Origin of the sequence: [Zimmermannella] bifida NBRC 103089 (assembly GCF_001570925.1) — a bacterium.
In the GTDB taxonomy this organism is placed as follows: Bacteria; Actinomycetota; Actinomycetes; order Actinomycetales; family Microbacteriaceae; genus Gulosibacter; species Gulosibacter bifidus.
The window spans coordinates 461,975-483,927 of sequence record NZ_BCSP01000001.1 but is presented as its reverse complement, the minus strand read 5'-3'; the positions used below and the strand labels follow the sequence as shown (position 1 = coordinate 483,927).

The following is a 21,953-nucleotide window of genomic DNA, read 5'->3' as shown; positions in this document are numbered from 1 at the left end:
CTGTTTTGGTTGGGCCCTTCTACTGTTTTCCGGGTTGGTTGTGTGGTTGTTTGGGTTGTGTGGTTGTTTGGGTTGTGGGTGGTTTGGGTTGTGTGGTTGGTTGGTGTGTGTTGTTGTGGTGTGTTTGTTTGTTTGTTTGTTTGCGGGTCTGTCTTGTTTGGGTGGGCTCGTTTTTTGGTTTCCGGGGTGGTTGGGGTTGTGTGTTGGTGTTGGGTGTGTGGTGAATCCGCGGTGCCCGCAGATACACCACACCCGGCCGGACTCCAGTCGTATTCTCGAACAATCGCGCCCGCTCGTCAGACGACCAGGTTGGTTCGAGAGTATTGGTGTGCACATGTTGAAGTCGGGACCGCATGATTGCGTCAAGTACGCGTAGACTCAATGCGAGAAAACTTCACAGCGCACCTACGAAGGGGATATGAATGTCAGATCAGCGCGGAGACGGGTACAACCGTTCGGACCGAGGTAATGCACGAGGCAATGGAGCTCGCGGCGGTAATTCAGGCGGTTCCGGTCGCGCTGGTGGCCGATCTGGCTACTCTCGAGGTGACGCAGGACGTGGCGGCGGTCGCGATGGTGGATTCCGAGGCCGCGACAATGAGCGCGGCGGCTATTCCCGCTATGGACGTGACGGTCGAGACGACCGTGACGGTCGAGACGACCGTGGCGGTCGTTTCGACCGTAACAGCGGTGGTGGCAGTGAGGAGCGCAGTAACCGCTTCGACAACGGTCGCCGTTCGGACCGTGAGGAACGTGGGGGACGCGACGGGGGCTACTCGCGCGACCGGTACGCATCCCGTGATGACCGCGGAGGACGGGGTGACCGTTTCGACCGCGGCGGACGTGGCGGTCGGTTTGATCGTGATGACCGCGGTGGCCGAGCAGAACGCGGCGGCAACCGCAACTGGCGAGACGACCGTAGTGGCGCCGAGCGATCTGGTCGCGGCGACCGGTATGGCCGTGATGACCGCGGCCGTTCCAACGATGGCGGTTACCGTAGCTCCCGACGTGACGAGGACCGCCGCTTCGACGAGCGACGCGGTGACCGCGACCAGGGTGGTCGTGGCTACGGCCGTGACGATCGTGAACGCAAGCCCTACGGTGAGCGCAGCGGTGAACGTCGTGATGATCGTCGAGACAGGCGCGGGTTCGATCGCAATGATCGTGATGGCGGTCGCAAGTCGTACGGTGATCGCCGCGACGATCGCGGTCGGGATTCACGCGGGTACGGTCGTGACGATCGTGCAGGTCGGGATTCACGCGGCTATGGCCGTGACGACCGTGGCTACGGTCGTGATGGTGAGCGCAAGTCGTTTGGCGAACGTCGTTTCGACCGCAATGACCGAGGCGGTCGCAACGACCGCTTCGAGCGCAACGATCGCCACGACGGCGGCCGTCGCTTCGACCGTGACCGCAACGAAGACCGCGGTTCACAGGACAATGCGCGTCTGCAGCCGCAGCGTCCCGAACACCTGCGCGCGATTCGTGACGAGCACATCGACCCGGAGATTCCCGAAGGCATCACCGAGCGTGACCTGCCGATGGGCGCGCGTAATGAGTTGAAGACGCTTGCGAAAGAGAACGCAGAATTCGTCGCCAAGCACCTGGTCATGGCCGCAATGTTGGTTGACGACGATCCCGAGCAAGCGCACCTGCACGCGGTTAGCGCATCCCGCCGTGGTGGACGTATCGCCATGGTTCGCGAAACCCTGGCCATCACCGCCTACCGTAAGGGTGATTACGCACTTGCCCTGCGCGAGTTGCGCACTTACCGACGCATTTCTGGTCGTGACGACCAAATTGCGCTCATGGTTGACTCTGAGCGCGGCTTGGGGCGTCCCGACCGTGCGCTCGAGCTTGGCCGCTCGGTAGACGTCAACAAGCTTGACGTTGCCCAGCAGGTGCAATTGGCGATTGTCATGTCGGGTGCACGCCTCGACCAGGGACAGAATGAACTGGCTCTGGCCGAACTCGAAATCCCGCAGCTTGACCGGAAGCGTGCCTACTCGTGGAGTCCGGCGCTCTTTACGGCGTACGCCACCGTGCTCGAAGAGCTCGGTCGAGACCTCGAAGCCAAGGATTGGCACCGTGCGGCAGACATTGCTGCCGAAGCCCTCGAGGCCGCTGAGCATGACGAGTACGAAGCCCTGGAAGTGATCTCGGAAGCCAACCCAGACTACGACCCTGAGATCCACGGCGACCCCTTCGAAAACGAGGCCGAGGACGCCGAAGACGCGGCAGAGGGCCAGACCGAATCGGAGGCAGAACTCGCTCCCGCTGGGGATGCAGATGCGGATGCATCCGAAGCCGACAACAACGACACGGTAGAGGTAGCGGCGGAGGCACCTGTGGAAGGTGCGTTTGACCCGGACTCGTTTGACAGCGCATCCATTCAGGAACAGATCGAAGCCGAGTATCAGGAGATCTTGGCCGAAGTGGAAGCCGCCGTTACCGAGCCGGTTCAGGACACGACGGGCGGCACCGATGCGGCCGCGGTCGTTGACGCCGAAATTGAACACAAGTCCGAAGCTCAGGCGGATGCTGACGAACAGAGCGATGCCGAACAGACGGATCCGGCACCAGCTGATGACGCCGCCGCCGAGGACAAGGCAGTGGTCGAGCCGGAACCAATGGCCGAGCAGGCTGCTGTAGCTGACGCTGACGAAACTGTTGCTGTCGAGACTGACAACGCCAACGGTGACATCAAGGAAAGCGACCAGCGCGCGACAACATCCGAGTCGGACGACGACGCGGAACAGGACCCGAACCAGCCGTCGCTGTTCGACTTCTAGCACGCACCAGCACCAGCTGCATCCAGCTTGACTCGAGGTCGCCTGTGTCTCCAGTACGCGCAGGCGACCGCAACACACGAGGAGACACTTCATGGGTTTGTTTCGTAAATCGCGCACCGAGAATCAGCCGGCGCCAATCGAGGGCATTGACACGCTACTTTGCGATCTCGATGGGGTTGTCTACCGGGGCGCGAATGCGGTTCCACACGCGGTCGATGCCATCAACGCATACGCGAGTCAGGGCATCCGCGTTGGCTACATCACGAACAACGCCAGCCGCACGGATGCGGCCGTTGCTGCGCAACTGGCCGGGTTCGGGCTGCACACGGCTGCCGAAGATGTGGTGACGAGCCCGCAGGCTGCCGTGCATTTACTTCGCGAGCACCTGGCGCCGGATGGACTGGTGCTCGTAGTTGGTGGCGACGGCCTCGTCGACGAGCTGACCAAGGCCGGATATCGAGTCACGCGCAGCGCCGACGATACCCCGGATGCGGTGGTGCAGGGATTCGCGCAGGATGTGGGTTGGGCGCACCTGGCCGAAGCGTCGTTTGCGCTAACGCGCGAGATCCCCTGGATCGCCACCAACCAAGACTGGACGATTCCCGTTGCGCGTGGCATCGCCCCCGGTAACGGCACGCTCGTGAGCGCAGTCCACACCGCAGTGCAGAAACTGCCCATCGTGGCCGGTAAGCCCGAAACACCGCTGTTTGAAACGGCAGTCGAACGGTTCGACGCCAAGTCGGCGCTCATGATCGGCGACCGACTCGATACCGATATCAAGGGCGCCAAGCGTGCCGGCATCCGCTCAGCACTCGTGCTGACGGGTATCGATGGACCGAAACAGCTCATTGCTGCCGGACCAGACGAACGCCCGGATTACATCCTCGAGGACATGCGGGGGATTGCTGAACCGTATCCGGCCGTCACCGTGACGCACCCCCGCGCCGAAGTCGTGGAAGCGAAAGTCGGTAGCGCGCATGTGGTGCTCGATGGTGTGACGCTTTCGGTTCGGTCGCGTTCGCATGACCGCATCGACGTGATTCGCGCCAGCTGCGCCGCGATCTGGAACTCGGACAAGCTCATCTATGCGCTTGAGATTCCTGAGTCGATGCTTCGCGCATGGAACCCCGAAACGGACAGCGCGAACGGGGCAGCGTGAACGGCATGACTGCATCCGGACACGAAGCGGAATCGGCAGCGATGAACAACAACCAGTCGCACACCGATGGAGAGCAACCAGGGCTGCCACTGGCGAAACATGCCGGGGCGTATCAGGCCGAGCTCGATCAGCTCAAGCGGGCGCTCGATGATCCCTCGGCGCCGCTTCCCGAGGCTGCGGGGACTGAGCTGGCAAGCCGCGGAACCGAGCAGGCTGGGCCTGAACCAGCCGAGTCTGATGACACGGAGCTTGGAGAGTGAGCGAACGACTCGACCGGGCGCTGGCTCAGCGGGGACTCGTCAAGAGCCGAACCGAGGCCGCCCGACGAATCGATGCCGGTGAAGTGACCGTTAACGGCAAGGTCGCCGCTCGCGCATCACAGCAAGTAACCGACGCTGACGTGCTTGCCGTCGCGGAATCTGACGGGTTCGTTTCGCGCGCCGCAGCGAAGCTCGTTGCTGCCATCGAAACCTTTGACGTACCGGTGGCCGGGCGAACCGTGCTTGACCTCGGCGCCTCAACCGGCGGATTCACGCAGGTATGCCTGCGCGAGGATGCTGCCCGAGTTGTCGCACTCGATGTTGGCCACGACCAACTTGATGCGCGCATCCGTGCCGATGCGAGGGTTACCGTCGTTGAGGGGGAGAATGCGCGGTACCTGACGGCCGCGCGCCTCACTGAACTCGTACAGCAGCGTGACGAAACAACTGCATCCAGCGAAGCCAGTAACGAAACGATGACCGCAGCGGACATCGACCTTGTGGTGGGCGACCTCTCGTTCATCTCGCTGCGGCATATCTTGCCAGCGATTCGTGCGAGTGTCGTGAACCTACGGGATGCGATCTTGCTGGTGAAACCGCAGTTTGAAGTCGGACGAACCGGTGTACGCGGCGGCATCGTATCGAGCGATGATGCGGCCGTGGATGCGGTGTGCGAAGTAATCGGATGCGCGCGAGAACTCGGCTTCACACCTCGCTGGCTCGCACCTTCGCCCATTACCGGCACACACGGAAACCGGGAATACCTGCTGTGGCTGCAACCGCATCCACCCGCAACGGTGGACGGTGGCGCGGATTCATCGACTGCTCGCAGCGCCGACCACCCTGCCAATCTCGATGAAATTCCCGCTGCCTGGGAGTCGATGGAACGCTACGTTCGTAAGATCGTCGGACGACCAATTCCAGGAGGCAACCCGACATGAGTGGTGACACGACCGACGTAACCCGCCGGATCCTGGTGGTCTGCCACCTTGCGCGAAATGACGCGATACAGGCGACCCTCGAGACACTCAACTACCTGTCGACACACGGTGTTCGCCCCGTGCTCGAACCCGATGAGCACGAGTCATTGCGGTCACGCTGGCCCGACCTCATGCCCAAGAAGATCGACCTGCTCGATGTCGACTGCAGCATCAACGATTGCGAACTCGTTGCCGTGCTCGGCGGCGATGGCACCATTCTGCGCGGTGTTGAAATGGCACGAGAGCCCAATGTTCCTGTCTTGGGGGTAAACCTCGGCCACGTCGGCTTCCTCGCCGAGAGCGAGCGCGAAACGCTGCCCGAGGTCATGCAGGCCGTCATCGAGCGCAACTACGACGTCGAAGAGCGCATGGCACTGCACGTTGATGTCGAGAACCCAGACGGCACCCGCGTCTCGAGCTGGGCGCTCAACGAAGCCTCGGTTGAGAAAGGCGAGCGGCAGCGGATGCTCGAAGTCGCGATCGACGTCGATGGCGAGCCATTCTCGAGCTTCGGATGCGACGGCGTGCTGTTTTCGACACCGACCGGGTCAACGGCATATTCGTTCTCGGCCGGTGGACCGATCGTTTGGCCAGCCGTTGCCGCGCTGCTACTCGTGCCCGTATCGGCGCACGCACTGTTCACGAAGCCAATTGTCGTCGCGCCGGACTCACAACTTGCGGTGCAGACTAGTCCCAACGGACCGGCCGCGATCCTGTGGCTTGATGGCCGCCGCTCGATCGACTTGCATCCGGGCGCACGCGTGACCGGCACCCGCTCGAACAAGCCCGTACGGCTGGCGCGCATCCACCCGGGACCGTTCACGACGCGCCTGGTGAAGAAGTTCCAATTGCCGATCGTTGGTTGGCGAGGAAAGCGCTAATGCTCGACGATATTTCAATCCGCGGACTCGGCGTCATTGACGAAGCGGTGCTGCCCCTAGGCCCTGGGTTCACTGCGATTACAGGTGAAACCGGTGCGGGTAAGACCATGGTGGTGACGGCGCTCGGGCTGCTGCTCGGTGGGCGAGCATCGGCGGATGCGGTGCGCAAGGGCGCCGACCGCGCGAGCGTTGACGGCCACATCGTGGTGGATCGCACGCATGCGGTCGTTGACCTCGTTGACGAATGTGGCGGCGACACCGAACCCGCAGGCGACGAGCAGGCCGCATTGATCGTGAGTCGACAGGTGCAGGCCTCTGGCCGTTCGCGCGCCTGGCTCGGCGGGCGTCCGGTACCGGCCGGAAAGCTCGCGGAAGCCGGCGAACTGCTCGTGGCGGTTCACGGGCAGAGCGAGCAATTGCGCCTCACTCAAGAACACACGCAGCGCGATGCCCTTGACCGGTTTGGCGGACAACCGGCAGCGGATGCGCTCGCGCGCGTTGGCGAGCAGCACGCGCGGGTGCGTGCCCTGGCCGATGAACTCGATCTGCTTGAGCGCACGGCCAATGAGCGGGCGCAGCGCCGGGTGGCCCTCCAAGAACTCACGGACACCATGGCCGACGTCGCCCCAGAGCCCGGTGAAGACACAAGCCTGCTCGCGCGTATTGAACGTCTGAGCAACCGCGAGGCATTACGCCAGGACATCGGCGAGGCACATGCGCAGCTTGCCGGCGATGCGGCGCAACTCGGGGGAGCGCCGCTTTCGATGCGAGATCAAGCCCGCAGCATCAGCGCCGCCATCGCGCGTGCCCAGCGAAACGACGCCTCGCTCGAAGTGATTTCCGAAGCCGCGAGCGACCTCGAATACACGATCGATGACCTCACCACGCAATTGGCCGGGTATCTCGCAGATCTCGACACCGAGGGCGTCGGCGAACTCGAACTGTTGAATGAACGCCTGGCGACGATCGAAGACTGCAAACGCAAGTTTCAGGCCGATAGCCTTGATGCGTTGCTAACGGCCACCAGCGATGCCGACCGAGAACTCTTGGCGCTCGGTGACGATGCCACCCGCATCCCCGAATTGCGTGACGAACTTGGGCAGGCGACGACAGAACTGCAGCAGGCAGCTGACGCGCTCACTGCCATTCGACAGGCCGCAGCGGCAGAACTCGCCCTCCGCGTCGACGAGGAACTGCACGCCCTCGCCATGCCACACGCCGCATTTACGGTGTCGCTTGAAACGGCCGAGCAGGTTCGTGCACACGGGCAAGATCTCGTGCAGTTCCGACTCGCACCGCATCCGGGCACTGATCCGGCGCCCGTCGGCACGAGCGCTTCGGGCGGTGAACTTAGCCGCATCATGCTCGCACTCGAAGTCGTGCTCGCGGCTGCCAACCCCGTACCCACACTCATCTTCGACGAGGTTGATGCGGGTGTTGGTGGCGCTGCCGCGCTGGAGATCGGTGCCCGGTTGCAGAGGCTCGCGCAGACGAGTCAGGTAATCGTGGTGACGCACCTCGCGCAGGTCGCCGCATTTGCGGATCATCACGTGCAGATCAGCAAGTCGACCGACGGTGAAGTAACGAGCTCGACGATTACTGAGCTGGATGCATCCGGTCGCGTTGCCGAGATGACTCGGCTGCTGTCTGGCCTTACGGAATCGGAGTCGGGCCGCGCACACGCCGAAGAACTGCTGGCTCGCGCAGGGCGCGCTGCCGCACGCTGACGCGGAAACCCCCGGTGACACGCAACACGACTACCGAAAATGTAGTGCCGATTCTGGGTTGTTCTGGGGTAGGCTTAGAGTCCGTGAACAGCGCAAACGCACTTGCAGGTCAGCGGGAAACCCCGGTCAAGCAGATCTTCGTCACCGGAGGTGTGGTCTCTTCGCTTGGCAAGGGGCTCACCGCAGCAAGTCTCGGTAACTTGCTTACTGCTCGCGGACTGCGCGTCGTTATGCAGAAGCTCGACCCGTACCTCAACGTCGACCCGGGCACGATGAACCCGTTCCAGCACGGTGAAGTGTTCGTCACGAACGACGGTGCCGAAACCGACCTCGACATCGGCCACTACGAACGATTCCTCGACGTTGACCTCACCGAAGCGGCAAACGTCACCACCGGTCAGATCTACTCGACGGTGATCGCACGCGAGCGTCGCGGCGAATTCCTTGGTGACACGGTGCAGGTCATTCCGCACATCACCGACGAAATCAAGCGCCGTATGCGCCTGCAGGCGTCCGAGACGCCGCGCCCAGACGTCATCATCACCGAAGTCGGCGGCACCATCGGTGACATTGAATCGCTGCCGTTCATCGAAGCCGCTCGCCAGATTCGCCATGAACTCGGCCGCAGCAACGTGTTCTTCGTGCACGTATCGCTGGTGCCGTTCATGGGCGCTTCGGGTGAGCAGAAGACGAAGCCCACGCAGCACTCGGTTGCGGCGCTGCGCTCTTACGGTATTCAGCCGGATGCACTCGTGTTGCGTAGCGACCGCCCGGTAACCGAACACAACGCCGCCAAGATCGCGCTCATGTGTGACGTTGACGAAGAAGCCGTAGTGAACACTCCGGACCTCTCGTCAATCTACGAGATCCCGACCAAGCTGCACGAGCAGGGCCTGGACAACTACATCATCAAGCAGCTCGATTTGCCGGTGAAGGACGAGTTCGCGTTCGACGACTGGATGCGCCTGCTTTCGGTTGTGCGCAACCCCAAGCGCACCGTCAACATTGCACTCGTCGGCAAGTACATCGACCTGCCCGACGCCTACCTTTCGGTCACCGAAGCACTTCGTGCCGGTGGATTCGCGAACGACGCGAAGATCAACCTCAAGTGGGTGGCCTCCGACCTCTGCGACACACCAGAAGGCGCCGCGGAGCAGCTCGGCGACGTCGACGGCATTTGTGTCCCCGGTGGCTTCGGTATCCGCGGTATCGAGGGCAAGCTCGGCGCGCTCAAGTTCGCTCGTGAAAACCGCATCCCGACCCTGGGCCTGTGCCTGGGCATGCAGTGCATGGTGATCGAATACGCCCGCAACGTTGCCGGTATTCCAGACGCCAGCTCGACCGAGTTCGACCCAGAAACGGCAGCCCCGGTCATCGCCACGATGGCTGAGCAGGTCGACATTATCGACGGCGGCAACCTCGGCGGCACGATGCGTCTGGGCTCGTACCCGGCCGCGCTCGCCAGCGGATCGCTCGCGGAACGCCTGTACGACGCATCCGAAATCACCGAGCGTCACCGTCACCGCTACGAGGTGAACAACAAGTACCGCGACCAGATCGCTGCCGCCGGCATGTCGTTCTCGGGCCTGTCGCCAGACGGCCAGCTCGTTGAATTCGTCGAGCTGCCAGGCGACCAGCACCCGTTCTACATCGCCACCCAGGCGCACCCGGAACTCAAGTCGCGTCCGAACAAGGCACACCCACTGTTTGCCGGGCTGATCGCCGCCGCGGTTGACCGTCAGGCAGCGAGCCGTCTCGTCGAGGTTGACCCGCCAAGCGACAACGCCGCGGCCGACGCTGCGAGCACCGAACCCACTGACGCCTAGCGAACGCTGTCGCAGTGCAGGAACGCCCAAACGCCGCGAACGAGATCGCTGACCTTCCCGAAACCCACCCGGTGACCGCAACCGAAACGGTGCATCACGGCTGGGTTTGGAATGTTGCCAGCGACTCGATCAGCTACGGTGCCGATACGATCCACCGCGAATACATCGCGCACACCAGCGCGGTCGCCATTTTGGCGATGGATGCGCAGGGTCGCGTGCTGCTGATTTCTCAGTACCGGCACCCCGTGCGCATGCGCAACTGGGAGATTCCGGCGGGCCTGCTCGACGGCGGACCGAACGAGTCACCTCGCGAAGCTGCCGTGCGCGAACTCGCAGAAGAAGCCGACCTGCAGGCTGATACCTGGCACGTGCTGCTGGACTTTTGGACCACACCCGGTGGTTCAAACGAATCGATCCGGATCTTCTTGGCACGTGACCTGCGCCCGACTGCACAACCATTTGCCCGCATCCACGAAGAAGCAGATATCGAGCACTGCTGGCTTGACCTCGACGCCGCAATCGACGCGGTACTCGACGACCGGCTGCACAACCCGGCCCTGCTGCAAGCGCTCTTTGCCGCGAGCGAATCACGGCGACGCAGCTGGCGGACGCTTCGCGACGCTGATGCGCCCTGGCCGACACGATCGCCGGAGCTCCTGCCCGTACCGCGCGCACTTGAAGGCGGCGGCCACGCGTGAGCCGGGCAGCGCTGGATCGCCTTCGCGAACAGTATTTGCGACACCTCACTATCGAACGAGGGCTGTCGGCCAACTCACTCGACGCCTACCGGCGCGACCTGGCACGGTATACCGAATATCTCGCGGGTGAGGGTACGACTGAACCAAACGCGATTACGGCGCCAATGACGCAGGCGTTCATGTCGTGGCTCCGTGCGCCGGCTACCGAAGGCGGCTGCGAACTTTCGGCGTCATCGGCGGCGCGTATCGCGTCGAGCGTGCGCGGGTTTCACAAGTTTATGGATGAAGAGGGCGTGATCGATGATGACGTCACGCGCGATCTCACCTCGCCCAAGCTCCCGGCACGTCTGCCAAAGGCACTGACGATTGAACAGGTGCAGCGGCTGTTGGATGCGGCCGGGGGAGACGAACCAGAACAGTTGCGAGACCGTGCCCTGCTTGAGCTGCTGTATGCATCCGGTGCGCGAATCTCGGAAGCGATTGGGCTTGCCGTCGACGATGTGATTGACCGCGACATGATCCGAGTGCGCGGTAAGGGTGATAAGCAGCGTGTGGTGCCGCTCGGGTCGTTTGCACAGGATGCATTGGACGCGTACCTGGTGCGCGCACGACCGTTGTTTGCTGCGCGGGGTAGCGGTAGTCCGGCGCTGTTCTTGGGTGTGCGCGGTGGTGCCCTGTCACGCAACTCGGCGTGGAACATCCTGCAGCGCGTGGCGGAACGCGCGGAGCTCGACGTGCACGTCTCGCCGCACACGCTGCGGCACTCGTTTGCAACGCATCTGATGCAGGGCGGTGCCGATGTGCGCGTCGTGCAGGAACTCTTGGGGCACGCATCGGTTTCGACTACGCAGATCTACACGAAGGTGACGGTGGATGCGCTGCGCGAGATGTACGCGCTCTCGCATCCGCGCGCACGTTAAATTTGGCGTTGCTCGCACTGAGTTGAACCCTCAAGTTGAGCTTGAGGTGGCTTCCTGGCGAACCGATGATCCTCCCCGGTAGCCCAGCAGCCCGGCATTAGCATCGGTGGGACAGGGCAGGAACTGCCCGCATTAGTGCCACGGGCGGCCACCGTCCGCGAGTACTGACACCGGGCAGGGCGCCAGCGCTGCACAACCACCAAGAGGGAACGAGGAGGCGGACCAGCGCGATGTCGACCAGCGAAGCCGAACAGTCGGGACTGCCGGAACTTCCGGGACTGGAAGTGCCAGAACAGCTGCTGAAACCAACGAGCTCTGGGCCGTCGCGACAGCAGGAACCCGCCCCGAACAACCCGCCTGCCGAAGGCAGCAAGCCGGGCGACATTCGCTCGGCTGAAGCGGTGTCCACTCGGAACTATCAGAAGTTCCCGATCCCGGCTCCGCTTAGCGGTCACGGACCGGCACGCGTCATCGCCATGTGCAACCAGAAGGGTGGCGTGGGCAAGACGACCACGTCGATCAACCTCGCCGCATCGCTCGCCGGTTACGGCCGTCGCGTGCTCTGCATCGACTTTGACCCGCAGGGCGCGCTCTCTGCCGGTCTGGGGTTGACCACGCACAACGTCTCGACGATCTACGACCTCCTCATCGGCCGTATCTCCGACCCGCACCAAGCGATCCAGCCCACCGAGTTCGAGAACCTCGACGTTATTCCGGCGAACATCGACCTTTCAGCGGCCGAAGTGCACCTGGTAACCGAGGTTGCGCGCGAACAGATCCTCGCATCCATCATTCGCCGCATCGCCGACGAATACGACCTGGTTATCGTCGACTGCCAGCCATCGCTTGGCCTGCTCACGGTCAACGCGCTGACCGCCAGCCACGGCGTCATGATTCCACTTGAGTGCGAATACTTCGCCCTTCGCGGTGTTGCGCTGCTGATCGAAACGATCGACAAGGTGCGTTCGCGACTCAACCCGTCGCTCGAACTCGACGGCATCCTGCCGACAATGTTCGACGGCCGCACCCTGCACAGCCGCGAAGTGCTCGACCGCGTCTTCGAAGTGTTCGGCGACAAGGTGTTTGACACCGTGATTGGACGAACCGTGAAGTTCCCGGATGCCTCCGTCGCCGGTGTGCCAATCGTTGAGTTCGCACCGAACCACCCGGCCGCCCAGGCCTACCGACAGCTCGCACGTGAGCTGGTGGCTCGCGGTGCCGCTGCCTAATACGCACGACGAAGCGGATGCCGCTGCGCACGACGTGGCGGTAGAGGCCGCATCCGGAGCCGCGACGGACGATTGCGACGATCGGTTTCGGGTAGAACTCGAGAATTTCGCCGGGCCCTTCGATCTGCTCCTGCAACTCATTACCCGGCACGAACTCGACATCACCGAAATCTCGCTGTCGGCGGTGACCGACGAATTCATCGCGCATGTGGCGCGGATCGAGACAAACGATGAACTCGATCGAGCAAGCGAGTTCATCGTTGTTGCCGCCACGCTGCTCGACATGAAGCTCGTCAGCCTGCTGCCGCAGGGCGAGTACGTCGATGCCGAAGACGTGGCCGTGCTCGAAGCACGTGACCTCTTGTTTGCACGCTTGCTGCAGTACCGTGCGTTCAAGCGGGCTGCTGATTGGTTCGGTGAGCGGATGCAGTTGGAATCGGCTCGGCATCCGCGTCAGGTTCCGCTTGAGGCACGCTACTTGGAACGAGCACCGGAACTCGTGTGGCGGCACTCGCTCGAAGACTTCGCCGCCATCGCCACTCTCGTTTTCACTCCGAGAGAAGTGCCGACGGTGGGGCTTGACCACCTGCACGCGCCGCTCGTGTCGATTCGCGAGCAGGCGAGTATTCTGGTTGGCCGCCTACGAAATGGGAAACCGGCAACGTTTCGCGAACTCGTGGCGGATGCGGATGCCCCGGGAGTGGTCGTTGCCAGATTCTTGGCGGTACTCGAACTGTATCGACGTGCCGCGGTCATGCTCGTACAGCCCGAGCCGCTGGCAGAGCTCACGGTGAGTTGGGCGGCCGACGAATGGAACGACGAATCGCTGGCGACGCTGGGGAGCGACTATGACCAATAATCCAGAAATCGAAACACCGTCTGCGGTTGACACGGATGCGGTCGTCGAAACGGACGCTTCGGCGGCGCTCGCGGATGCGGGGGAGCAGCACGCGTTGGCGCGGGCGCTCGAAGCGATTTTGTTCGTAAGCGACGAACCCGTTTCGCTCGTGACGCTGGCAACTGCCGTCTCGCATCCGGTTGCGAAAGTGCGAGAAGCGGTTGCGGCGCTCGTTCGCGACTACAATGGGGAGGATGCGGGGCCGCGACGCGGCTTCGAGCTACGCGAGGTCGGTGGCGGTTGGCGCATGTATGTGCGGGCCGAATTTGATGCAATCGTTGGCGACTACGTGTCGGTGCGACAACCGTCGAAGCTGTCGCAGGCGGCCATGGAAACACTCACCGTGATCGCGTACAAGCAACCGGTGTCACGCGCACAGGTTGCGCAAATACGAGCAGTAAACGTTGATTCAGTAGTTCGTACCCTGGTGAGCAGGGGATTGATCACTGAATGCGGCCATGAAGAGGTCACCGGCGCGATTCTGTATGAAACGACGCCACTGCTGTTGGAGTGTTTGGGAATTAATTCGCTAGAAGAGCTCCCCAAGATTTCGCCGCTGCTCGACGACGGACGGGATGGATTTGATGAACAGGGATAACCGACAGGGACGTGGCGGCGGACGCCGATTTGGCGATAGTGGCCGAGACGGCCAGCGTCGCGACAATCGATCGGGACGTGGCCGCGACCACCAGGGCCGTGATGACCGCTTTGGCGGACGCCGAAGCGAACGCAGCAACGACAGCCGTCGTGGCGGATTTGATGATCGCCGACAGGGTCGTGACGGTGAACGTCGCTACGACCGCCGTGACGACCGTGGGGGCAGCGAACGTCGCTACGAGCGGCGTGACGGGGAACGTCGATATGACCGTCGTGACGGTGAGCGCCGCTACGACCGCCGCGATGACCGAGGCAGCAGCGAGCGCCGCTACGAACGGCGTGACGGTGAACGCGGCGGCCGTGACGATCGGCGCGGATACCAGTCTCGAGGCGAACGGCGTCCACACGACCGTCGTGGTAACGCCCGTGACGGTCGCCGCGACTACCGTCCGTACGACAGCGAACGCGAAGCCGCACGCATCGAACGCGCTCAAGAGATGCGTCAGGAGCGCGAGGCCGTGCGCCGCGCCATCAACGAACGCCCACGCGATGGCTACAGCCTGGCAGACTTTGACGACATCCCGTTCCACCCGGAGCACCGGCCCGAAGCCGCCGCACCGAAGATCGACGAGTCCGTCGAAGGCGTGCGCTTGCAGAAAGCCCTCGCAAACGCGGGCGTAGCCTCGCGCCGTGCATCCGAAAATCTCATCATTGACGGCAAGGTTCGCGTCAATGGCAAGCGGGTTACCGAACTCGGCACGCGCATCGACCCCGAACGCGACAAGGTCAGCGTTAACGGCACACCAGTGCAGTTCGACCAGTCACGCCAGTACTTCATGCTGAACAAGCCCACCGGCGTGGTCTGCACGATGCACGACGATGCCGGCCGCCCCGACCTTCGTCAGTTCACGAAGCACATCGAATCGCGCGTCTACAACGTGGGCCGACTCGACGGCGACACAAGCGGACTGCTGATCCTCACCAACGACGGCGAACTCGCGCACGTGCTGGCGCATCCATCGTTCGGTGTCACGAAGACCTACGTGGCGAAGGTCCGCGGCAAGCTCAGCCCGGGCACCATGAAAGAGCTTCTCGACGGTATTCACCTCGAAGACGGCTTCATTAAGGCTGACTCGGGCCACATCGTTGACCGTGCCGCAGGTGGTCGGTCCACGATCGTTGAGATCACGCTGCACTCGGGCCGTAACCGCATTGTTCGACGCATGTTTGACCATGTCGGGCACCCGGTCGAGTCGCTCGTTCGTCGAAGCTTTGGGCCACTGCAGTTGGGCACGCTGAGGTCCGGTGATGTGCGCGAACTCAGCGCGCAGGAACTCGGCAAGCTGCTCAAGCTCGGCCGCCGCGCAGAAAATGCGGCGACGAAGACGACCGACGGCGCAACCGCAGAGGGCGCTGCGTCGTCGCAACCGACCGCATCCGAAGAAGGAACTAACGAGTGACCCCGGTACGCACCGTTTCGCCAATTCTCGTAGTCGGCACCGGGCTGCTCGGCACCTCGGTAGCACTTGGCCTGCGTAGCCAGGGTGTTGACGTCTTGCTGAATGACGCCTCACCCGTGGCGCTCGGTCTCGCCGCCGACTATGGCGCGGGGCGCATCGCGCCTGCCACTTCGGCGACCGCCGCGGCAGCGCTCGATGACGCCGAGGCCAATACCCCGAAGATCGTCGTCGTGTGCGTGCCGCCGGACGTTGCCGGGCAGGTTGTGATGGAACAGCTCACCGCCTGGCCAGACGCCATCGTCACCGACGTAACCAGCGTGAAAGCCGCGCCCCTTGACTACGTGCGCGAGCATGGCGGCGACCTGCGCCGCTACCTAGGCTCGCACCCGATGGCCGGACGCGAAACCGGCGGGCCGCTCGCCGGACGCGCCAACCTCTTCTTGGGCCGCCCCTGGGTCATCACCAGCCACGCCGAAACCTCGGTGCAAGCCCTGCAAGAGATTGAAGGCCTGGCACTCGACCTCGGCGCGACCGTCGTCAACATGGATGCGGAAGCGCACGACAGTGCGGTCGCGCTGATCTCACACGTCCCGCAGCTCGTATCTAGCGTCATGGCCGCGCAGCTACTCAACGACGACGCCGGCGCGAGCGCCCTCGCGGGCGGCGGACTGCGCGATGTTACGCGCATCGCCGCGAGCGACCCGACCATGTGGAACCAGATCCTCGCGGCCAACGGACCGCGAGTTGCGACCATCCTGCGCGATGTTGCTAGTGACATCACCGAGCTCGCGACCGCGCTCGAGGACATGTCGGTACCGGGCGCTCGCCGCATCGTCGCCGACCACATGATCGCCGGAAACCAGGGCGTTGCTCGCATCCCGGGCAAGCACGGAATCAGCCAGACCTTCGCCACGTTCACCGTCATGATCGATGACGCCCCGGGCCAGCTCGCGAAGCTGTTCAGCGATATTGGCGAAGTTGAGGTGAACGTCGAAGAGCTGCAGATCGAACACGCGCCGGGCGCCAATATGGGTCTCGCGCAGATCTCGGTGCTTCCCGAATCCTTGACCACAATCATGGATGAGCTGCGCAATCGCGATTGGAAGGTGGCCGAATGACCCCGACCATCGTCGCGATCGACGGTCCCGCCGGATCCGGGAAATCGACCGTCACCCGCATCCTCGCCGAACGCCTCGGCTGGCAGCTGCTTGACACCGGCTCGGTCTACCGCGCTCTGACCTGGTACTGCCAGCAGCAGGGAATCGACCTGACCGACGCCGAAGCGGTGCTCGCCGCGACGCCTGCATTCCTGCAGGTGTGGGAACTCTCGCTGACGCCGGGGGAGCGCTGGGTGCGCGTTGACGGCATTGACGTAACGGATGCGATTCGCGCGACCGAGATTTCAAATCAGGTTTCGCATGTGGCCGGCATCATGCCCGTTCGCGCGGCGATCAACCAGCGTTTTCGCGAGATCCTGCACGGCGCCACCGCTGCCGGGATCGTCACCGAAGGCCGCGATATGACCACGGTCGTCGTGCCCGACGCAACCGTACGCATCCTGCTCACCGCCGACGAATCGGTACGCATCCAGCGTCGCCAAGCCGAGCGCGGTAATGACAATCCCGAGGCGGTTGCGCGCTCGGTCGCGCTTCGCGATGCGAAAGACGGGCGTGTCACCAACTTCACTGAGGCCGCGCCGGGCGTGGACGTGATTGACTCGACTCACATGGATCTTGCCGCGGTCACCGACGCGGTGCTCGAGATCATTGCAGAAAGGACCGGCAATGGCCGATCTTGACGACAACTTGATGGATGGCAGCGCTGCGGCCCGCATGGAACGCATCGAACATCCCCACTACGAACGCGAATACGTGCGCGACGACGAACAGTTCAACGGCATCGACATTGATGACGAAGCGCTCGCGGCACGCATCGAAGAAATCGACGACGACCTCGCCGAGCAGCGCGCCGAAGTGCTGCGCCGAGCCCTCGACGAGTACGAACTTGAGAACGACGACCTCGACATTCTGTCGGGACGCTTCGCCGATGACGGCACGTTCCTCATGCCAGCGCTGCCGGTACTGGCCGTTGTCGGTCGCCCAAACGTCGGTAAGTCGGCGCTGGTTAACCGCATCATCGGTCGCCGCGAGGCGGTTGTCGAGGACGTGCCCGGTGTGACTCGCGACCGAGTTTCGTACCGTGCGCAGTGGCTCGACCGTAACTTCACGCTGGTTGACACGGGTGGTTGGGAACCCGACGCAAAGGGCATCGACCGCTCCGTCGCGGAACAGGCCGAAATCGCGATCGAACTCGCGGATGCGGTGCTGTTCGTCGTGGATGCGAACGTGGGCGCGACGTCGACGGATGAAGACGTCGTGCGGCTCTTGCGCCGCAGCGACCGTCCGGTACTGCTGGTCGCCAACAAGGTTGATGACGCGGTGCAGGAACCCAATGCGGCGGCATTGTGGAATCTCGGCCTCGGCCAGCCCTGGACCGTTTCGGCCCTGCACGGCCGCGGCGTTGCCGACATGCTCGACGAAGCCATGCGCATCCTGCCGAAGCAATCGAAGGTCGCAAAAGAAGAAGTTGGTGGACCGCGACGCGTCGCGATCGTTGGTCGACCCAACGTCGGCAAGTCGAGCCTGCTGAACAAGGCCGCAGGTGAAGAGCGCGTTGTCGTGAACGAACTTGCCGGTACCACCCGTGACCCGGTGGATGAACTCGTCGAACTTGGCGGGCGCACCTGGCGGTTGGTTGACACTGCCGGTATTCGTAAGCGGGTCCACCTGCAAAAGGGTGCCGACTTCTACGCCACGCTGCGTACCGCTGCCGCCATCGAAAAGGCCGAAGCCGTTGTGGTGGTGCTCGACGTTACCGAACCGATCGGCGTGCAAGACCTGCGCATCATCGAACTCGTGCTGCAAGCCGGGCGGGCGTTGGTCTTGGCGTACAACAAGTGGGATCTGCTGGACGACGAACGCCGCTGGCAGCTCGAACGCGAAATTGAACGCGACCTCGCACACGTGGCGTGGGCGCCACGCGTGAACCTCTCGGCGAAGACCGGTCGTCACCTCGAGAAACTCGTACCCGCGCTGACGGTTGCGCTCGCATCGTGGGACACCCGCATCGCCACCGGAAAGCTCAACGCGTTCCTTACCGAACTCGCACAGGAATTCCCGCACCCGCTGCGCGGCGGCAAGCAGCCCCGCATCCTGTTTGCGACCCAGGCGCAGACGCGACCGCCAACGTTCGTACTGTTCACCAGCGGATTCCTCGACCCCGGATACCGCCGTTTCGTGCAGCGTCGCCTGCGCGAAGTCTTCGGTTTCGTGGGAACGCCGCTGCAAGTCAACATGCGCGTGCGTGAGCGTCGCAAGCGCAACAAGTAACGCATCCACAGTGTCGAATGGCCGTGTTCCGAATTCTCGGGGCGCGGCCATTCGCGCGTTACGTAAATTCGGTAGGCTAACGGCGCGTGGTCTCCACGTACATGCGCCAACACGGACCAACGGAGGACGTCCTCATGACCCAAGTGCACTCAACCGCCCAAGCGGAGTGGTTTGACCGCGTCGCAGCAGCAGAGCAGCTCATCCCGCTGATCTCCAAGCTTTACCGCGAGCACAACATCGTGACCTCGATTCACGGTCGCCGCCTGATCAATCTTTCTGCGATTGACATCATCAAGGCTCACCGTGCCGCACGCCACCACGCCGGTGGCGGCGAAGGCATCGAGCTTTCGACCACTAAGCAGCTCCTTGAAGCGGTCGTGCGCATGGACCTGACCACTGCGTCGGTTGACCTCGGCGCGCTCTCGCAGCTCTTTGTGGCCAGCGGCAACACTGATGTTGACGCATTCCTCGCCGAGCAGCTCAAGGAAGTTAAGCACGCTGACCCAGCACAGACCGGTTCGGACGTCGTCCTCTACGGTTTCGGTCGTATCGGCCGTCTGCTGGCCCGCATCCTCGTTGACCAGGCACTCACTGGCCCGGGTCTGCGTCTGCGCGCCATCGTTGTTCGCAAGAACGGCGACGACGACCTCGAGAAGCGTGCCCAGCTGCTTCGCCGTGACTCGGTTCACGGTCCATTCAGCGGCACCATCGAGGTCAACAAGGAAGACAACACGATCCTTGCGAACGGCACGCTCATCCAGGTTATTTACTCGAGCGACCCAGCCTCGGTTGACTACACCCAGTACGGCATCAACGACGCCATCGTCGTAGACAACACCGGCCGCTGGCGCGACGAAGAAGGTCTTGGCCAGCACCTGCAGGCCAAGGGTGTTTCGCGCGTGCTGCTCACCGCACCGGGCAAGGGCGACATCCGCAACGTCGTCTTCGGCATCAACGACAAGGACATCACCGACGAGGACAAGATCCTCTCGGCCGCATCCTGCACCACCAACGGCATCACCCCAGTGCTGCACGCACTCGACAAGAAGTTCGGCGTTAGCCACGGTCACGTCGAGACGGTTCACTCGTTCACGAACGACCAGAACCTCATCGACAACTACCACAAGGCTGCCCGCCGTGGTCGCGCTGCCACCCTGAACATGGTGCTCACCGAGACCGGTGCCGCCAAGGCGGTTTCGAAGGCCCTGCCAGAATTCGCTGGCAAGCTCACCGGTAACGCAATCCGCGTTCCCACCCCGGACGTTTCGATGGCCGTGCTCAACCTGACCCTCGAGACTGAGGTCACCAAGGAACAGGTCAACGAGTACCTGCGCCAGGTATCGCTTCACTCGAACCTGCGTCAGCAGATCGACTACGTTGAATCGACCGACATCGTTTCGACCGACTTCATCGGCCACGACCGCGCCGGCATCGTTGACGGTCTCGCAACCATCGCCAACGGCCGCAACCTCGTGCTCTACGTTTGGTACGACAACGAGTTCGGCTACTCGAAGCAGGTTGTTCGTGTCATCGAGAAGATCGGTGGCGTACACCCAGCTGTTGTCCCGCACCGTAAGGACGTCCTCGACGTCTAAGCCCGTCGGTTGACGTGTAGCTCACGCGAATGTGCCCCGCAGAATTTGCTGCGGGGCACATTGCGTTTCCGCGTGGTGGCGGCGTTGGATGACGCGAAGTGTTCTACCTGCCACCGATTTCAAGGTGTGGCAGTCGATTCGGTTGGATTCGGCTGGAAACGGTGACACTTAGCGAACGAAGGCGCGCTCACTGGCCGACGGCAGCCTCAGCCGCGGTGATTACCTCGAGCAGGCGCGCGCGGATCGCCTGCGCACGCTGCGAAAATTCCCGCTGCATCCGTACGTATTGCGCTTTGCCTTCGGGCGTTTCGATCGCGACCGGTGCGACGCCATAGTCACTCACGTCATAGGGGGATGCGCGCATGTCGAGCCAGCGAATCTCGCGCGCGAGCTCGAATGCATCCAGCAACAGCGCGCCCGGCACCAGCGGGCCGAGCTTGATCGCCCACTTGTACAGGTCCATGTTGGCGTGCAGACAACCGGCCTGGTCGAGTGCGCACTGCTGCGCCCGCGTCGGCTGCAGCTGGTTCAGCGGGCGAGCTGCGGGCGTGAAGAACCGGAATGCGTCGAAATGGCTGCACTGAATGCGATGCGATTCGACAACCGCATCGGTCGGTGCCTGGCCGAGTCGCAGCGGAATCGGGTGGCGGTGTTCCTCCTGCTTGTAAACCATGGCCCACTCATGCAGCCCGAAACAGCCGAACTGCGCCGGGCGATCAAGCACGGCCTGACTGAGCGTGCGGATATGGGTGACGAGGTCATGACGCGAGGCGAGCAAGGCGGCAACGTCAACGCGAACTGTGGCATCCGCATCCGTGCCAGATGTCGTGTACCAGCGTTGCGAGGCGTACTCGGGTGCATCGGCGAGCTCGAGCCCGATACCCGGATGCCACTTGTGCAGCAGCGCTGGGCGATACGAGTAGTACGTGAACAAGAAATCATCGATGGCATGCTTCTTGCCGCGCGCGCGAAACTCGCGGAACGTCGCGGTCAGCGCTTCGGCGCGTTCGCGGTGTTCGTTCGCGGCGGCCTGCCACTTCGGGCGCGTCAGGATGCGCGTGGCCGGGGAAGTGGTTTCGGGTGTGTTGGCGGGGATAGGCATGACGCATCAAGGCTACTGGGCAGCGCACGGGGCTGCAGCAATCGTGCCGGAAACCACTGTTGGTGCCCGGCGCGAAGACGCGGGCACCAACAGTGCGAGCGGGACGCGACTAGCGGGTGAAGTTTGCCAGCTCTGGTTCGCTGCGCTCCGATTCCGTCGCGTGCGCGACCGGACGGCGGGTTGCCGTAGCCTGCGTGCTGGCCGCATCCGTGCGCAATAGCTGGTTACGCAGCAGCGTCACGATGCCACCGATCGTGATCGCCTGCACCGCAAGGTTGACCGCCAGCAGCACGAAGTAGATCAGGCTGAACTTCTCGACGATGCCGTTCTGGACAAGCCCGACGTGCAAGCTCGAGCGCGGCTGTTGGGCGTGCCGCGGCTCATCAATTTCGAGCATTTGGCCCGCTTGGTGCATAGAAAGTGCCGGATTGATGAGTCGG

At 63.1% G+C, this 21,953-nt stretch carries 19 protein-coding genes; 17 read left to right on the top strand and 2 right to left on the bottom strand.

What is annotated here, in order from left to right; genetic code table 11:
* Positions 1-422: 422 nt before the first annotated feature.
* The 17 genes from ZBI01S_RS09945 to ZBI01S_RS02080 all read left to right on the top strand — a co-directional run bounded on the left by ZBI01S_RS09945 (position 423) and on the right by ZBI01S_RS02080 (position 20,411).
* Complete coding sequence (locus ZBI01S_RS09945; RefSeq protein WP_066055544.1) at positions 423-2,792, top strand: hypothetical protein; 2,370 nt, start codon at positions 423-425, stop codon at positions 2,790-2,792.
* A 91-nt stretch (positions 2,793-2,883) separates the two neighbouring features.
* A complete protein-coding gene (locus ZBI01S_RS02155) occupies positions 2,884-3,951 on the top strand; it encodes an HAD-IIA family hydrolase (RefSeq protein WP_066055541.1) in 1,068 nt (355 codons plus the stop codon).
* Positions 3,952-3,956: 5 nt separating this feature from the next.
* Entirely contained in the window at positions 3,957-4,211 is a 255-nt protein-coding gene (locus ZBI01S_RS02150) for a hypothetical protein (RefSeq protein WP_159421346.1), read from the top strand.
* Entirely contained in the window at positions 4,208-5,152 is a 945-nt protein-coding gene (locus tag ZBI01S_RS02145) for a TlyA family RNA methyltransferase (protein ID WP_083524417.1), read from the top strand. Before ZBI01S_RS02150 ends, ZBI01S_RS02145 begins: the two co-directional genes overlap by 4 nt.
* Positions 5,149-6,072, top strand: coding sequence for an NAD kinase (locus tag ZBI01S_RS02140; protein ID WP_066055535.1), 924 nt, complete (start codon positions 5,149-5,151; stop codon positions 6,070-6,072). Before ZBI01S_RS02145 ends, ZBI01S_RS02140 begins: the two co-directional genes overlap by 4 nt.
* Complete coding sequence (recN, locus tag ZBI01S_RS02135) at positions 6,072-7,799, top strand: DNA repair protein RecN (protein WP_066055529.1); 1,728 nt, start codon at positions 6,072-6,074, stop codon at positions 7,797-7,799. The genes ZBI01S_RS02140 and recN overlap by 1 nt, the downstream gene beginning before the upstream one ends.
* A gap of 83 nt (positions 7,800-7,882) precedes the next feature.
* Positions 7,883-9,625, top strand: a complete 1,743-nt coding sequence (gene pyrG / locus ZBI01S_RS02130) for a CTP synthase (RefSeq protein WP_066055526.1) — start codon at positions 7,883-7,885, stop codon at positions 9,623-9,625.
* Between the two features lie 14 nt (positions 9,626-9,639).
* Entirely contained in the window at positions 9,640-10,323 is a 684-nt protein-coding gene (locus ZBI01S_RS02125) for an NUDIX domain-containing protein (protein ID WP_066055523.1), read from the top strand.
* Positions 10,320-11,243, top strand: a complete 924-nt coding sequence (xerD, locus tag ZBI01S_RS02120) for a site-specific tyrosine recombinase XerD (RefSeq protein WP_169794638.1) — start codon at positions 10,320-10,322, stop codon at positions 11,241-11,243. Before ZBI01S_RS02125 ends, xerD begins: the two co-directional genes overlap by 4 nt.
* Before the next feature lie 230 nt (positions 11,244-11,473).
* Positions 11,474-12,472 (top strand): ParA family protein, encoded by a 999-nt coding sequence (locus ZBI01S_RS02115; RefSeq protein WP_083524416.1) that lies wholly within the window; start codon positions 11,474-11,476, stop codon positions 12,470-12,472.
* Positions 12,441-13,331 carry a segregation and condensation protein A gene (locus tag ZBI01S_RS02110; RefSeq protein ID WP_370664359.1) on the top strand — a complete coding sequence of 297 codons (891 nt, stop codon included), beginning with the start codon at positions 12,441-12,443 and terminating at the stop codon, positions 13,329-13,331. Before ZBI01S_RS02115 ends, ZBI01S_RS02110 begins: the two co-directional genes overlap by 32 nt.
* Positions 13,321-13,968 carry an SMC-Scp complex subunit ScpB gene (gene scpB, locus ZBI01S_RS02105; protein WP_083524414.1) on the top strand — a complete coding sequence of 216 codons (648 nt, stop codon included), beginning with the start codon at positions 13,321-13,323 and terminating at the stop codon, positions 13,966-13,968. The genes ZBI01S_RS02110 and scpB overlap by 11 nt, the downstream gene beginning before the upstream one ends.
* Positions 13,969-14,590: 622 nt before the next feature.
* Complete coding sequence (locus ZBI01S_RS02100; protein WP_066055722.1) at positions 14,591-15,427, top strand: pseudouridine synthase; 837 nt, start codon at positions 14,591-14,593, stop codon at positions 15,425-15,427.
* Complete coding sequence (locus ZBI01S_RS02095) at positions 15,424-16,545, top strand: prephenate dehydrogenase (protein WP_066055520.1); 1,122 nt, start codon at positions 15,424-15,426, stop codon at positions 16,543-16,545. Before ZBI01S_RS02100 ends, ZBI01S_RS02095 begins: the two co-directional genes overlap by 4 nt.
* Positions 16,542-17,225 (top strand): (d)CMP kinase, encoded by a 684-nt coding sequence (gene cmk / locus ZBI01S_RS02090; RefSeq protein ID WP_066055517.1) that lies wholly within the window; start codon positions 16,542-16,544, stop codon positions 17,223-17,225. The genes ZBI01S_RS02095 and cmk overlap by 4 nt, the downstream gene beginning before the upstream one ends.
* Before the next feature lie 34 nt (positions 17,226-17,259).
* Positions 17,260-18,816: a ribosome biogenesis GTPase Der gene (gene der / locus ZBI01S_RS02085; protein WP_066055719.1), complete on the top strand. Its 1,557-nt coding sequence runs from the start codon at positions 17,260-17,262 to the stop codon at positions 18,814-18,816.
* Between the two features lie 134 nt (positions 18,817-18,950).
* Entirely contained in the window at positions 18,951-20,411 is a 1,461-nt protein-coding gene (locus ZBI01S_RS02080; protein WP_066055716.1) for a glyceraldehyde-3-phosphate dehydrogenase, read from the top strand.
* 187 nt (positions 20,412-20,598) lie between these two features.
* Here the strand turns inward: ZBI01S_RS02080 and ZBI01S_RS02075 are convergent, their stop codons facing one another.
* On the bottom strand, positions 20,599-21,513 hold the full coding sequence (locus ZBI01S_RS02075; protein ID WP_066055514.1) for a 3-methyladenine DNA glycosylase: 915 nt from the start codon (positions 21,511-21,513) through the stop codon (positions 20,599-20,601).
* A gap of 109 nt (positions 21,514-21,622) precedes the next feature.
* On the bottom strand, positions 21,623-21,910 hold the full coding sequence (locus ZBI01S_RS02070; protein WP_159421345.1) for a hypothetical protein: 288 nt from the start codon (positions 21,908-21,910) through the stop codon (positions 21,623-21,625).
* Between the last annotated feature and the right edge of the window lie 43 nt (positions 21,911-21,953).